Origin of the sequence: Anaerobacillus alkalilacustris (assembly GCF_001866005.1) — a bacterium.
Taxonomy (GTDB): Bacteria; Bacillota; Bacilli; order Bacillales; family Anaerobacillaceae; genus Anaerobacillus; species Anaerobacillus alkalilacustris.
Genome location: NZ_MLQR01000036.1, coordinates 110,020 through 124,533, shown reverse-complemented (window position 1 = coordinate 124,533; position 14,514 = coordinate 110,020). Strand labels below are relative to the sequence as shown.

Annotated in this window: 13 protein-coding genes; 7 read left to right on the top strand and 6 right to left on the bottom strand. The window is 35.8% G+C overall.

The genetic code is table 11. From position 1 onward, the window contains the following. Positions 1-267: 267 nt before the first annotated feature. From BKP37_RS15245 to BKP37_RS15230, 4 genes are all read left to right on the top strand, one after another. On the top strand, positions 268-2,442 hold the full coding sequence (locus BKP37_RS15245; RefSeq protein ID WP_071310480.1) for a sensor histidine kinase: 2,175 nt from the start codon (positions 268-270) through the stop codon (positions 2,440-2,442). Between the two features lie 36 nt (positions 2,443-2,478). After that, positions 2,479-2,754, top strand: coding sequence for a DUF5327 family protein (locus BKP37_RS15240; protein ID WP_071310479.1), 276 nt, complete (start codon positions 2,479-2,481; stop codon positions 2,752-2,754). 462 nt (positions 2,755-3,216) lie between these two features. After that, a complete protein-coding gene (locus BKP37_RS15235) occupies positions 3,217-3,531 on the top strand; it encodes a hypothetical protein (protein ID WP_139193152.1) in 315 nt (104 codons plus the stop codon). A 79-nt stretch (positions 3,532-3,610) separates the two neighbouring features. Beyond that, positions 3,611-3,988, top strand: a complete 378-nt coding sequence (locus tag BKP37_RS15230) for a DUF423 domain-containing protein (protein ID WP_071310477.1) — start codon at positions 3,611-3,613, stop codon at positions 3,986-3,988. A 1,235-nt stretch (positions 3,989-5,223) separates the two neighbouring features. On the opposite strand, the gene gerQ is transcribed toward BKP37_RS15230, so the two are convergent. The 3 genes from gerQ to hemQ form a co-directional block, all read right to left on the bottom strand. Beyond that, positions 5,224-5,694, bottom strand: coding sequence for a spore coat protein GerQ (gene gerQ / locus BKP37_RS15225; protein WP_071310476.1), 471 nt, complete (start codon positions 5,692-5,694; stop codon positions 5,224-5,226). A gap of 51 nt (positions 5,695-5,745) precedes the next feature. Further along, positions 5,746-6,177 carry a cell wall hydrolase gene (locus BKP37_RS15220; protein WP_071310475.1) on the bottom strand — a complete coding sequence of 144 codons (432 nt, stop codon included), beginning with the start codon at positions 6,175-6,177 and terminating at the stop codon, positions 5,746-5,748. Positions 6,178-6,678: 501 nt separating this feature from the next. Continuing rightward, complete coding sequence (gene hemQ / locus BKP37_RS15215; RefSeq protein ID WP_071310474.1) at positions 6,679-7,422, bottom strand: hydrogen peroxide-dependent heme synthase; 744 nt, start codon at positions 7,420-7,422, stop codon at positions 6,679-6,681. 431 nt (positions 7,423-7,853) lie between these two features. Here hemQ and pta point away from each other — a divergent pair, with 431 nt between their 5' ends. Continuing rightward, positions 7,854-8,831 carry a phosphate acetyltransferase gene (pta, locus tag BKP37_RS15210; protein WP_071310473.1) on the top strand — a complete coding sequence of 326 codons (978 nt, stop codon included), beginning with the start codon at positions 7,854-7,856 and terminating at the stop codon, positions 8,829-8,831. A 329-nt stretch (positions 8,832-9,160) separates the two neighbouring features. Here the strand turns inward: pta and BKP37_RS15205 are convergent, their stop codons facing one another. Both BKP37_RS15205 and BKP37_RS15200 read right to left on the bottom strand, forming a co-directional pair. Beyond that, a complete protein-coding gene (locus BKP37_RS15205) occupies positions 9,161-10,345 on the bottom strand; it encodes a Ger(x)C family spore germination protein (protein ID WP_071310472.1) in 1,185 nt (394 codons plus the stop codon). Next, complete coding sequence (locus BKP37_RS15200) at positions 10,339-11,922, bottom strand: spore germination protein (protein WP_071310471.1); 1,584 nt, start codon at positions 11,920-11,922, stop codon at positions 10,339-10,341. The genes BKP37_RS15205 and BKP37_RS15200 overlap by 7 nt, the downstream gene beginning before the upstream one ends. A gap of 183 nt (positions 11,923-12,105) precedes the next feature. On the opposite strand from BKP37_RS15200, the gene BKP37_RS15195 reads away from it, so the two are divergent. Next, positions 12,106-13,218: a GerAB/ArcD/ProY family transporter gene (locus BKP37_RS15195; RefSeq protein WP_071310470.1), complete on the top strand. Its 1,113-nt coding sequence runs from the start codon at positions 12,106-12,108 to the stop codon at positions 13,216-13,218. 56 nt (positions 13,219-13,274) lie between these two features. Here the strand turns inward: BKP37_RS15195 and lipL are convergent, their stop codons facing one another. Then, positions 13,275-14,105, bottom strand: a complete 831-nt coding sequence (gene lipL / locus BKP37_RS15190; protein ID WP_071310469.1) for an octanoyl-[GcvH]:protein N-octanoyltransferase — start codon at positions 14,103-14,105, stop codon at positions 13,275-13,277. Between the two features lie 167 nt (positions 14,106-14,272). Here lipL and BKP37_RS15185 point away from each other — a divergent pair, with 167 nt between their 5' ends. Then, positions 14,273-14,494: a YuzB family protein gene (locus BKP37_RS15185; RefSeq protein WP_071310468.1), complete on the top strand. Its 222-nt coding sequence runs from the start codon at positions 14,273-14,275 to the stop codon at positions 14,492-14,494. Positions 14,495-14,514: the final 20 nt, after the last annotated feature.

Here is a 14,514-nt window from a genome sequence, read left to right as displayed (position 1 = left end):
GAGGCTTTCATAGCCTCTTTTTATTAGTTTTGATTGAATTTCATAATAAGTATCCTTTGTCTGTAAAAATTTCGACCTAGTAATTTCTAAAATAAAGACATTTTTAAAAGGTGCTATCATTTGTTAGAAAAAATAAAGCGACGTATGTATAAATTTTGAAATATGCTATTTTAAAAAAAAAAAATGCCGAACATAAAACATTTTTAGTACGTTTATACTATAATAGAACATATTGGTAAATTGATGATTTAGGGGTGGCAGTACGATATGTTTAAAACTTTGAGAGCGAAACTACTTGTTTTCTTTTTATTAACGACTTTCATACCACTTTTGTTTGTAAGTTATATTTCTTATCAATCACAAAAACAAGAGCTTACAAAACAAATTGAACAATCGTTACTTAGTCACTCTAATTATATAGCATCAGAAATTCAACAACTTCTTTTAGAACAGATATCAAATTTGAAGTATTTAGCCACTAACTCTGTGTTAAAAGACCCAAGTGCTACAAATGAAGAAATAAAAGTGCAATTTGAAGGCTTTTTACACATATATGATATATATTCAGATACTATATTCGTTAAGCCTGATGGAAGAGTTTTTACTAGTATGATTGATATTGTCATCGGGCAGGACTTTAGCAGTCGAAAGTGGTTTGAAATTGCAAAAGAAGGCGAAAGTTACATTTCTGATATTTACCTCTCTCCTGTTTTAGAAGAACCTATCTTAGTTATGGCAGCCCCTGTTTTCAATGCGCAAAAAGAAGTAATTGGAGTAATTTCACCATCTTTTAATGTAAACTATATTTGGGACAAATTTCAAACATTTGCAAATCATGAGCAAATGGTTTCGTTAAACGGTTATGCTTATTTATTAAATAAGAATGGAGATATTATTGCTCATCCTGATCAAAATAAAATTTTAACCGAAAACTATTTCCAAAAAACTAATTTGACAGCCGCTGATATTATCAGCTTGAGTCGTGAAAGAAACATTTTCTATGATAAAGAGGCTAAAGAAGTAACAGCTTACACGCAGATTGAAAAAATTAATGGTTTTGATAATGATTGGTTCGTAGCAATTACGGTTTCGCAAAGTGCGTTATTTGCTCCGTTACATAACCTTTTTAAGAATTATGTGCTTATTATGGGAAGTGTTTGGATTATTGTTACGATTGCTGTATTTAAATTTTCAAAATACATAGTAAGTCCAGTCGAAAAATTAGTAGCAGCAACGTCTGAATTTGCTGTTGGAAAGCCAATTTCACCACTTGTAAAACAATCATATAAAGAGATTGAGCGTTTGAATGGCACCTTTACAGTGATGACAAAAAAATTAGCTGAACGTGAAAGTGGTCATAAAAAATCTACATTAATCTTAGAAACAACCGATAACGGTGTTTTTATTATCAATAAACGGTCAACAAAGATAACAATGTTTAATCAAATGTGTGAAGAAATGTTTGCAATTTCTAGAAAAGAGGTTATTAATTTTAGTATTGATGATGTTATTAGGAAGTCTACCCACTTTCGGGAGTTCGTGTCATCAAGTCAGATCATGAATTACCTCGAGAAAGAGACACCAAAAAAATATGAAGTTCAGTGGCAGGTAGGTAAAAAAAGTTGGTACTATCTTGTTAGTTTAACTACGCTTCCATCTTTAGACAATAACGATCTTCAAGAAGAGCTACTAATTATGATTAGTGATATTTCTGACAAACGTCAGATGGAGCTTGAGCTTGTTCATTCTGAAAAGCTAAAGGTTGTTGGAGAAATGTCAGCTGGTTTAGCGCATGAAATTCGTAACCCTATTGCTACAATACGTGGGTTTATTCAACTATTTAGAGAAGAGGAAATGGGATCAAAAAAAAGTTATTTTGACATTATTATTAAAGAAATTGACAGAGTCAATTATATTGTTACCGACTTATTAAATGTTGCAAAATCAAAATCTAAAGGACAATATAGGCAAACAAATATTCAACTTTTACTAGAAGAAATGCTTGTATTAGAAACGTCACAACTAAAAAATAAAGGTATGAATTTAGTAACCGAGTTTGAAACTGTACCACTTATTTTTATTGACCCACTTAAAGTCCAACAAGCATGTATGAATATTATTCAAAATGCTATTGAAGCTATGGACGTGGGAGATACATTATTTGTAGGAACAAAGCATTTAACTGAGGAAAATAAAGTATGTATTTATATAAAGGATACTGGGATAGGGATGGATCCTCTAACGCTTGAGAAACTAAGAACTCCTTTTTTTACAACGAAAGATACAGGAACAGGGTTAGGAATGTCAACTAGCTTCCGAGTCATTGAAGAAATGCAAGGTACGATTGATGTTTTGAGTGAAGAAAGAAAAGGGAGTACATTTACGATTACCTTGCCAATAATCCCTATTTGTAAGGGAAGTAATATAAAAGAGAACGGGTAGTAAACAATCGGTAAATAAAGAAAGGACTAGTTAGAAATGAATATAGGAACGGAAACCATTGTAAAAAAGCTAGAAGAAAAAGTACAGGAAATTAAATTTGCATTAGCTAATCAAGAACAAAAGAAGTTGAAGGAAGAGTTAATTAGTATTAAGGCATACTGTGATTTACTTCTTGAAGCAACTCCAGAAGAGCAAATTTCAGTTTCAACACCAGTAATCAAAAATCCTTCTATAGAAAACTCCAAACAACCGGAACAAAAGCAAAAAGTTCAATTAGAAAAACCATCTAGTGATAGTTTATTTGATTTTTAGGTCACCCGGGATTTACGATTAGTTGACACTTGATTTTTAGTTGAGTGAACTTCTTTCTTATTTATCCCACTATTAACAGGCAGTAAGTCCCATACCTCAAACCTTAAGAAAGTCGAGTTTAGGTGGGGGATGAATGAAAACCCCTACAAATTGAAGTTCAGCTTTATCTAGTTGAGAACCTCCCCCTCAAATAGAAGGGCACTGAAAAAGTGAATGTTTTTGAAAAACGAATGATTATAGGGAGGCCGAAAATGTCTCCCTAACTCTCAAACGAGCCTTAGAAGCGATTCTAGAGGCTCGTTTTTTGAATATTATTTTTCAGATTAAAAAATTTGGACTTTATCAGCAGTCTCCTCAAATAGATAAAGTATCTTAGTGACTTAAAATTTGTATGATATAAATAATTTAGCATTATTACGAACAGATTAAGAAAAGTAATAAAAATGTTAATTGGGGGTCTTAATGATGTATTATGGAATAAATACTGGAAGCAGTGTAGGTTTTCCAATTTTTTTTAACGTTGTAGGCGGCGACGTAGATTCATTAAAACTATCAGAAGATCGTTATGACGTGTATGTAGAAGATAATTATATTGGTGAAAAGTCTTTACTTGCTCAAAATGAAGATTTTCACGTAATTGGTGATTTTCTAGAACGACAAGGTTTTGAAAACGTTCAAGTCGATTTGAATGGAGATCATATTGTCGTTCATGCATCTAACAATGAGGAAGCAGCTAACATGATAAAGGCATTGAAAGTATATTTATCGAATCGATAGTTCAATTTTTTGGAATGCCTAAAGTAACTATGCTATTATTGATCCACAATAACATTAATGTAAAGGAGCATAGTTACACATGTTAAATTTATTTTTATTAATTGGTAGTATTAACATGGCTATAGCGGTAGGTTTAGGTGCTTTTGGGGCACATGGTTTACAGCCGAAATTAACGGAAAAAATGTTTAATATTTATCAAACGGGTGTACAGTATCATATGATCCATGCCGTTGCGATAATTCTTGTTGCAATTATCAGTGATCGTTTAGGTGATCCAACAATTTTATTTTGGGCAGGATGGTCGTTTGTTTTAGGTGTCATCTTTTTTTCAGGAAGTTTATATGTATTAAGTATTTCGGGAGTGAAAATATTAGGAGCCATCACACCGATTGGTGGTGTTCTATTCATCGTAGGGTGGATTTTACTTGCCTTTGGTGCGTTAAAAAGTTTCTCATAAAAACAAAAAGATCCCAGTAACATGTAACGGGTTCCGTTTGCTATCGCAAAACCATAAATGGCAAAAGAAATGCAGCCAACACGTATAACTAATTGCACCGCATTTGCGGTGCTTTTTTATATCCTAATATAAAAAAATAGATCAATCATTAATTCGATTGAACATTCCAGATTTTTTGGCTGTTTTCGTATACTTTGTTGTAGGTACTTTTCCTCTTTTTCCCGCAGGAGTCAAGTGCTGCCTTCCGCTCCATTCCACTATAGTCCTGGAAGAAATTCAATCACAACAACCCTTGTGAAAACAGCCTTGTTTGAATATCTGATTGAAGTATCGCCGCGTTAGTTAGTGCAATCCTTCATAGGCTTTATGAAGTCCACTAAGCATTCGTTTCAGTTTAGTTTTGTCCTTCATAAGCTTTATGAAGTCCACTTAGCATTCGTTTCAGTTTAGTTTCGTCCTTCATCGGCTTTATGAAGTCCACTTAGCATTCGTTTCAGCCTGGTTTTGTCCTTCATAAGCTTTATGAAGTCCACTAAGCATGCGTTTCAGTTTAGTTTCGTCCTTCATCGGCTTTATGAAGTCCACTTAGCATTCGTTTCAGCTTAATTTTGTCCTTCATCGGCTCTATGAAGTCCACTAAGCATGCGTTTCAGGCTGATTTTGTCCTTCATCGGCTTTATACAACTTTTTTATTAGTAAATTTATGTCCGGATTAATGTGTATGAAATTGTATATAGAAATGTAAATATATACTGGCTGGTGTCTATGGACAACTGGTATAACATTTTGTGATACATATTTTGTATAAATTTTTTAGGAAATCCTTTTATATCAACAAAAATTGACCGTCAAATTAGCATAAAATTTGACGGTCAATTAATAATACATTTTTAATGTTTGCGATAGGTAACGGACCCCGTTAAGTACATGGGACCTTTTGTTTTTGAAATTAAGAATTCATTAATTCTAAAAGCTGTCTAGCGCAAGCAGCCTACGAGCTCGGTCACTTCAGTCAAGCAACGGAATTCAATTACTGCTTGAGATCCTTCGTAGATTAGCTTCATGCAGCTTTGCTCCTGCGTTTACTCGTCGCACAAAACACTGCTTCGAGGAAGCTTGCTACGAAGCTATGCTAGAAGACGCAGAAGCACATAGATTTCGGTCAAAAACCCGACCGCTACGAGCAGGTCTTCCAGTGTTTGTCGCGGATAGGCGGGCGCCTTGCACTTTTCTTGCTATCTAGGTGAATATTGTGCCAGTGACGCGGGTACACCAATTGGGTACTCATATTCAAGAGGTTCTTCAAATGTGACATAATCCAAATTGATCATAAGAAGGAGGAAGTACGTTCCGGATTGAGGATCACTAATAATGATGTGATCGCGTCCAGCCTCTTCAACAACGCCTCTGAAAATTTTCGCATTCCATTCTTGATTATTTTCAAATGTCATGTAAAACGTTCCTACTTTTCCTCTATTTAAGCGTAAGATATTCTCAATATACGATTGCTCAAGGGGTAACATCCCAGGCTGTTGTGGCGTTGGGAAAGGTTGTGGAAACCCCGGTGGAAATCCTTGTGGAAATCCTGGTTGCATAGCAGCGCCTGGCCAAACGGGCTGCTGTGGTGGAACTTGATACGGAAGGGCAGGTGCTTCTTGTGTTTTGGGTGCTGCTTGAAATTGCATCCAAGGTTGTTGTTGATACATGAAATCACTCCTCGTATATTAGAAATTTTAGAAACGGTTTTACTAAAAATATTAATATGTTGAATAAACAGCTGGACATTGGCTAGCTAAAGGTGTATAGAAACAGTGTAGTTTGTATCTTCCTGAATTCCAATAGCCCCACCATTGAGCAGGACATGAACCATCAGGCCTAAAAAACCATAAAGCGAATTCAGCTGGATGATGCCTTTCTCCATTTACGACTCTTCTTGCAAGGCGCATTTCCTTGTCTCTAGCATGTTGATAAAAATATCCTTTTTGAACTGCCTCAAATCCTCCTGGAGATTGAAAAGCCATTCTTTCAATGGTATTTATATCTCCAAAATCAAGACAATTTACGCGGGTGCGATTAACCATAACATTTCCCGCCATTAACATCCCAAGCTCTCCTTCACCTTCTGCTTCCGCTCTCATTAACCTAGCTAACACCCTAATGTCATTATCCGTAGCTTTAATGACTGCCATCTACTCTCACCTCCCGAATTTATGTAAAGCTACAAAGATGTATGTTGAGGTTACAACGCAAATAGAAATCTTGTTGGTAGTACGAGCTACAAAGTTTATCAACATATCATTTCGATTGCTTTCTTGCACTATTTTATTTCTATGAGTGAGCTTATGGAAATATGAATCGGGAATTTTACAATTATGGAAGTAGGATGACAAGAGATTGAGTGTTGATCTCATCTAAAGGTGAGTTAAAAATGATGATTGGGGTTTGTGGGACTAGAAAATAGTGAGCTTAGCTCGTAAACGAATGAGAGTAGAATTTATGTGCGTTGGGCCCACGTATTTGCACGGATAGTTTTCGGAAATGCTCTATCCTATAAGAAGTGTGTTAGTTAATATGATCGTTTCCGGAGATTTCTGTGCGATGATATGGATAGGTGGTGTAATGTTTTTTCTTCAAAACGAAAAAAGAGTATAAAACCTAATCCTGTTTTATACTCGATTTATCTTTTTTCATTAGACGTGTAAATAGCTAGGGAGTGATTCTTTTAATAGGATGTTTCCTACAAAGAATGAACCGAAATCTCCGTATCGAGCACTAACTTCGTCAAAACGCATTTCATATACGAGTTTTTTAAATTGTAAAACATCGTCTGAAAAAAGTGTTACCCCCCATTCCCAGTCATCAAATCCGACAGAACCTGTAATGATTTGCTTTACCTTTCCGGCATACCCTCTACCAATCATACCGTGGCTACGCATTAAGGAACGGCGCTCATCCATAGAAAGCATATACCAGTTATCATTACCTTCACGACGCTTATTCATTGGATAGAAGCAAATGTGTTTTGCTTTAGGTAAAGTCGGCTTTAAGCGTGCTTGAATTTCAGGATCTTCATTTGGATCTACGTTAGAAGGGAGATAGTTACTCAGTTCAACGACAGAAACATAAGAATATGTAGGAATGGTATATTCAGCAAAACGAGATTTATTAAATGCGTTTTCAACTTCATTTACTTCTTCCATCGTTGGGCGAAGAATCATGATCATGATATCAGCTTTTTGCCCAACGATACTGTATAAAGCATGACTACCAGCTTTCCCCTTTTCAGCGTCCTCCCACTTTTTTAATATAGAAACAAATTCATTTGTTATTTGCTCCTGCTCTTCAGTACATAACAATTTCCACTTTTCCCAATTAATCGCTCTAAAGTCATGTAAACAGTACCAGCCTTCTAAGGTTTTTGCTGCTTCACTCATTTTATATCACTCCTCAACAAACGAATCTTGTATAATTAAAATTAATTATTTAATTCTATTTCTAAGTTTATTATACTATTTACAGTGGTAAAAACCAAATGTAGTGAACTTTATGGGTGTAACGAGGGAGATAAGCGAAAATCGGATAGTGATGAAGTGTGTAAAAACTTTAGTAGAAAATATACGAAGACAATAGACAAATTTCATTTTCGTGGTAGGCTAATAGTATCTTACACTATTTGGTATTTTTTATTCAGCAAATAGTTCGTTTTACTGTGTTTTTATGAACTTAAAATCCCATAAAATAGTAAAAATAAATATATCAGAAAATTTAAACTTTGCTATCATGTTAAATCTTTATTTATTTTTTTAAAAAGAAGGAGTATGCTTAAAATATAGGACGATTCTAAATGTTTTTAGGGGGAAGTAGAGTGAGCGGAATTTTTGAACAAATTGAAGCAAAAGTAAAGAGTGAGTTCCCTACAATTGTTTTTCCTGAGGGAACTGATAAAAGGGTTTTAGAGGCTGCTATTAAACTTGCAGACAACAAGGTATTACATCCAATTGTTGTTGGAAATAACGAAGATGTAGCAGAAAAGGCAGAAGAAATCGGTTTATCTCTTGAAAATGTAGAGGTTATTGATCCGGCTGAATATCCATATTATGACGAGTTAGTAACTGCGTTTGTAGAACGTAGAAAAGGAAAAGTAACTGAAGAAGATGCTCGTAAACAACTACTAAATGTTAATTATTTTGGGACAATGCTTGTTTACGTGGGGAAAGCAGCTGGACTTGTAAGCGGTGCAGCTCATTCCACAGGAGACACAGTTCGCCCAGCTTTACAAATTATTAAGACAAGAGAAGGAATTAAAAAAACTTCTGGAGTTTTCATTATGGTAAAAGGAGAAGAGCGCTTAATTTTTGCTGATTGTGCAATTAATATTGCTCCTGATAGCAAGGATTTAGCTGAAACTGCAGTTGCAGCTGCACAAACAGCACGCGTTTTTGGTGTAGACCCGAAAGTTGCGATGCTTAGCTTCTCTACAAAAGGTTCAGCAGTATCACCGGAAACTGAAAAGGTAGCTGATGCAACTAAAATGGCACAAGAAATGGCTCCCGACGTACTAATCGATGGTGAGTTCCAATTTGATGCGGCCTTTGTTCCATCGGTAGCTGAAACAAAAGCACCAGATTCTCCATTAAAAGGGCAAGCAAATGTGTTTGTATTTCCAAGCTTAGAAGCTGGGAATATTGGTTACAAGATTGCTCAACGTTTAGGTGGATATGAGGCAATTGGACCTATCCTTCAAGGCTTGAATAAACCAGTAAACGACTTATCTCGTGGATGTAATGTAGAAGATGTCTACAAATTAGCATTAATTACAGCTATGCAAGGTATTACTGAATAATAGAACGGTATAGAAAAAGGACAAGCAACAGATCATAGGGCCTGTTGCTTGTCCTTTATTTAAAGGTTAAATAAAATTTGGAAAGGTGTCTAGCCTGAGGCGCTTGCGCTTTTCTTGTTTACTGTTATTTTTCAGTAGTATTATCATTGTTAATGAGCTTTAAAATTCATGTTAAACAATTTGCTATAATTTATTTGTTTTTTTCTCTAACCCAAGTAAAGACAGAACCTAGTAGTGCTAAAGAGCCAAAGAGAATTTGTATGGCATGGGGGTTTTCCAACATGATCTTGGAATGCCAGGGAAATAACATAGTTTAAAAACTCCTTTCATCAATCTTCAATTTCATTCTCTTTAAGGTGTAATGGTGGACCATACATTCCAGTATTGGTAACAGTTACGTTACTATTTACTTGGATCTCAATATTAGGGAATATATCATTCCAGTTATCCTTAATTTTCTGCCAATACTTCGGATGGTTTCGGTGAATTTCTCGGCCAATTCCAAATATGTCAGACCTTAATTGATTTTGAGCCGTATCAATTACTATACGCAGTCTTTGTTCCAGTATTTCATTAAGTGCCTCTTCAGCTTTGTTCACGTTTTTCGGGTTACCTAAATCTAAATTGGTATTGTTTTCATAAATGGGACCGCTTGCTTTTGCTGTGATGTTTATTTTTATCTGATTATCTTTCAATACTGTTTCTAAACTCGAATCAGCTTTAATAATCTCCATACTAACCTCACCGGCACCGGGAACATGTCCTGTCATATACCCACCTTCAATCTCGTTTCTGACCCATAATAAGTTTCTGGTATTTGGTTTGTCTAAATAGTCGATTAATTTATAATCTTTAAGTACAGCTGCTCCAGCAAATTGAAACGTCATCATATCTAAACCGCCACTACCAGTTTTAAAACTAGGTACAAGTTCGATCGCTCCCACAACCGAGTCAATTCCTTCATCAGCCAATTCATTAATTAAGTCCTGCAGAGTAGTGGAAATACTTAAATCTGTGTGGATCAGGTTTCTGAGAGCTTGTCCAGGATTTGTTTCAAAAGGGACTGATGTATTTAATAGGTCTTGAGCTTTACTATTTTTAGCAATCAAAATATATGTTTGCATTCTACTAGAAGGGTTACGGGTAAAATGATCGAAAACATCCTCCAACCCACGTTTTGCTAACTCTTCTCCTATCAACAGCACTCTTCGGTGGTCGTAAAACAAGGTTCGAGACATTTTTTGTTGCATGAATTGCATTGCAACATTGATGTTTTTTCCTTCTTCAGAATATACAATGAAACCATCCGTTGAATCTCCTTGTGTACTTTGAATACCTGACAAAGCTTGGGGGATAGCAACTTGAGAAGTGATCTTAATATGGCCGTTTTCTTCAGCATCTAGCCCTGTTAACAAGACTATAGCAAGATCATCAATTTCATGATAATCCAAGCAACCAGTTAACAGAAAAGACAAGGTGAGCAAGACAGTCGATAATGTAACAGCTCTCACCATTCGTCTGATCCTCCTTTGTCGGTTACAGAACCAGGCATTTTTCCTAGTGGGATACGAGTGCTATTTTCACTTTTGCTTTGTGGACGACTATGCATACTCCACCAAGGTGCCCGAAATAATACATCCTTTAAACTAGAAAACCCTACTGGCGAAACCGGTGAAAAATAAGGAATACCAAATGACCGTAATGAACATAGATGGAGAAGAATAAAGAGGAAACCAATCGTCACTCCGTAAAGTCCCAGTGCCCCCGCCAAAAAGATTAAGGGAAACCGTAAAATTCGTAGCGCAATTCCAATGCTGTAACGTGGAATGGCAAACGAACAAATCCCTGTAAATGCCACTATGATAATCATGGGTGCAGATACAAAGCCAGCTTCCACGGCAGATTGGCCGATAACAAGTGCCCCAACAATACTAACTGCTTGTCCAATTTGCTTAGGTAATCGAAGGCCAGCTTCCCTTAGCACTTCAAAGGTAAATTCCATTGCTAGTACTTCTACTAGAGCAGGAAACGGTATATCTTCCCGAGATGCAGCAATAGCAAGCATTAAGGAAGTCGGAATCATTTCTTGATGGAATGTTATAACGCTTAGATAAAATGAGGGAAGAGCTAAGGTAATGAAAATAGCGAAATAGCGAACCCAGCGAATTAGTGAACCAATCCAAAACCGTTCATAATAATCCTCATTAGCTTGGATCGCTCCCCAAAAAGTAATGGGAACAATGAGGGAAAAAGGCGTATTATCAACTAATATAGCTACTCTCCCCTCTAAAAGGTTAGCTATGACTATATCAGGTCTCTCAGTATGTAAGACCGTAGGGAAAGGCGAAAAAGGCGCATCTTCAATCAACTCCTCAATATAACCTGATTCTAGAACACCATCAATTGATATTTGGCTAAGTCTATTCCTTACTTCTTGAACGATCGACCTGTCGACGATATCTTCAACATAGGTAATGATTATTTCTGTTTTCGATAGTTTACCAATTTGGAGCGATTCCATTTTAAGCTTTGGTGAACGTAGCCGTCTTCGTAGCAAGGATGTACCAACAGTAATACTTTCGTTAAATCCTTCTCTTGGTCCACGGATCACCGATTCGGAATTTGGTTCCTCGATACTCCGCATTTCCCAACCATTCACATTAAAAATTAATGCGTTTTTTTGGCCTTCTAAAAAAACAGCAGCTGAACCATTTAAAATACTTTCTGTGACTGTATAGAAATCACTAGCCCGTTTTGTTTCCCCTACGAAAGAAATCTCTTTTATCCAATTATGGATAACGGTATCAATGTCCTCATTTTTGACGTGTTCCTGATACACTAGTGTCTTTAAGATCATTTGATCGATAAGTTGTGTATCGACCATTCCGTTGAAATATACAAGGAATCCCGTATGGTTACCAAATACCCGTAGAGGTTGATAGACGATATCTGAACACTGAGTGAAAATTTGTTTTAGTTGCTTTTCGTTATCTTCTATATCTGTATATAAATTCATCTTTTGATCGTCTGAAGAACATTTATAATTTATAGGATATTTGCTTTTTTTACTGTTTTTCCACCAAAATACCATTCCGTACCTCCTTGTTAGTAACGTATACATATTTTTCTTATTTTTCCTGTAACAGAAGAAATAATTCACTTTAAAAGTAAGAACTAAATTTGTAGAATAGGAGAAATGTTTGGAGATAAAAGTATTTGTTTAATAAAGTAGGGGAAACTGAAAATAATCTATATTAAATATACGGAGTTAATGATGGAGAAAATTGCAAATTACCAATTGTTTTCCCTTATGTATTTATATCAAGTAGGTACGACAATCATATTTGGTTTTACTGGAGAAGCAGGACGAGATGCATGGATTACTGTCCTTATTTCTATGTCTGTTGGTTTTATCATAGTGTTTGGGAATATGTTATTGATGCGTCTTAATCCTGGTTTAACATTAGTGGAATGGTATCCCAAACAGTTTGGAAAGTGGTTAGGGGTACCAATAGCGTGGTTATATGCTTTACTTTTTATTTATAATTGTGGCCGTATGATTGCCGATCTGAAATTAATGATCCCTCAGACACTTTTGCCTACGACTCATCCCATGATCTTTCTATCACTTTTTACGCTGTTAATTGCTTATGGACTGTATTTAGGGATTGAAGTAGTCGGCCGGTTGGCTGTATTATCGCTACTAATCATTCTAATCTTGTTTATGCTAGAAACAGGTCTCATATTTATTTCGGGTAATTATGATTTTAGGTTTATACTTCCTATTGCAGAAGAGGGTATTGTCGCTCTCTGGAGATATGTTTGGCCGGCAGGGATAACACAATCATTTGGCGAAATTTTTGTGTTCGGTATGGTGTGGCCTCTCGTCAAAGATCAAAAGTCTATAGCGAAAGTAGCTTTTTTATCAACGTTGTTAACGGGTTTGTTACTTTCTTTTGGTAATTTCCTTGCAATAATCAGCTTAGGTCCAATTGTCTTTGAGCGCTCCTTTTTTCCATTATATGTATTATTAAGGCAAATCAACCTAGGCGTTTTTCTTCAAAACCTTGATGTACTTGCTGTCATCTATTTTATGTTCACTATATTTTTTAAGGTGTTTATTACTATGTTTGCGGTAATACGTTCCATTCAAATTCTGACATTTATGAAATCAAGTCGTAAGCTGATTATTCCGATAAGTATTTTGGTCCTGTTTGTCGGGTATACAATGACTGATAATCAAGCTGAGCATATTGCAGGGGTGCATATGACCATTGCTACCCCTTATCTGTGGGTCCCATTTTATCTCATTCTACCCAGTTTACTCTTGATTGTTACAATGATAAGAGCTATGATCACAAAGAGAAAAACTACTTTAAATAGTTAAATTAGTGCTGATTAGATCCAATGAACAAAAAAGTGTCCACGTAACGTGGACACGGATTAGGATCTATTGAATTGATTTCTTTTAAACATTCTTTCTAAATTTGCTTCAAATAACGGCATTTCATTTCCTGTTAGTTGTGAGGGTTCAATAGTTGCTCGAGTTTGTTGCTGTAATACCTTTAATAACCGTACCATGACGTCTTGAACGGTCAGGTCGATTCCTAGTAGCTCGGTTAAAGATGCCATCGTACTTGGAATGATTTCAGGGTACGTAAATTTTGTCTCAGCGCCTTTGATTGCCGTTTGATAAAATTGTTTAATAAACGCTGCGCGGTCACTACCACTGCCATTCACACAAAGATAAATTTGTACGGCGACACCGCCGCGAACACGTCGTTGTGAAATACCGGCAAACTTCTTTCCATCAATGCTTAAATCATAACTTCCTGGGCAATAAGAACCGACAATTTCACGAGCCTCAATCTTTGTTGTTACATCTTTAAACATGGCCATAATTAGCTCATACATGGCATCATAACCACTATTAATCGAGATTTGACGATCTTCTTTTATAATTAAGGAGATATTAAGAATACCCTCATCCAAAACAACGGCTAGCCCACCAGAATTGCGAACAATCGCTTTATATCCGATCGAATTCAGGTAATCAATGCCATCGTTAATAAATGGTAGGCGGCTATCTTGGATTCCTAATACAATCGTTTGGTGGTGGACCCACGTTCTAACGACAGGGAAAGAGTTTCCTTCACCAACTGAAGTACAAAGTGTATCGTCAACCGCAAAGGATTGAAGAGGATTAAATGCTGGGCCTAAGGTTGATTGGTCAATCAAGCGCCAATGATTTATGTCAAAAATACTCAATTTTATATACTCCTTATATGAATTTGCTTCATCTACTAATTTCTTTTCATAATAGCAAATGTTTCATTTGCATAACAAGTAGGAACCAGTGTAAAATACAATTTAGACTTTAACAATAGATGTTTCGACATTTTATAGATTAAATTTAACTTTCTATGAAAGGGTTATGATAAATGGCTAATGAAGTGAAAATATGTGATGTTTGTCAGGCGACAAATATTAAAACGTTAGTACCAAAAATCAAACAGATAGATTCAGAAGTAGAAATTCATATTGGTTGCCAATCATATTGTGGCCCTGGTCGTAAAAAAGCTTTTGCTTTTGTTAACAACCGTCCATTAACAGCCCCAAATGAAGACCAATTGATTGAGAAAATAAAGAAAAAACTTAAGTAAGCAGTCGCTTTCAGCAATCG

Bases quoted from the DNA above. Each gene is read 5' to 3' on its own strand.
- BKP37_RS15230 (WP_071310477.1), top strand. From the start codon at position 3,611: ATGTTAAATTTATTTTTATTAATTGGTAGTATTAACATGGCTATAGCG.
- BKP37_RS15220 (WP_071310475.1), bottom strand. From the start codon at position 6,177: ATGGCAGTCATTAAAGCTACGGATAATGACATTAGGGTGTTAGCTAGG.
- BKP37_RS15235 (WP_139193152.1), top strand. From the start codon at position 3,217: ATGATGTATTATGGAATAAATACTGGAAGCAGTGTAGGTTTTCCAATT.
- BKP37_RS15240 (WP_071310479.1), top strand. From the start codon at position 2,479: ATGAATATAGGAACGGAAACCATTGTAAAAAAGCTAGAAGAAAAAGTA.
- BKP37_RS15205 (WP_071310472.1), bottom strand. From the start codon at position 10,345: ATGGTGAGAGCTGTTACATTATCGACTGTCTTGCTCACCTTGTCTTTT.
- BKP37_RS15200 (WP_071310471.1), bottom strand. From the start codon at position 11,922: ATGGTATTTTGGTGGAAAAACAGTAAAAAAAGCAAATATCCTATAAAT.
- gerQ (WP_071310476.1), bottom strand. From the start codon at position 5,694: ATGTATCAACAACAACCTTGGATGCAATTTCAAGCAGCACCCAAAACA.
- BKP37_RS15185 (WP_071310468.1), top strand. From the start codon at position 14,273: ATGGCTAATGAAGTGAAAATATGTGATGTTTGTCAGGCGACAAATATT.
- BKP37_RS15195 (WP_071310470.1), top strand. From the start codon at position 12,106: ATGGAGAAAATTGCAAATTACCAATTGTTTTCCCTTATGTATTTATAT.
- hemQ (WP_071310474.1), bottom strand. From the start codon at position 7,422: ATGAGTGAAGCAGCAAAAACCTTAGAAGGCTGGTACTGTTTACATGAC.
- BKP37_RS15245 (WP_071310480.1), top strand. From the start codon at position 268: ATGTTTAAAACTTTGAGAGCGAAACTACTTGTTTTCTTTTTATTAACG.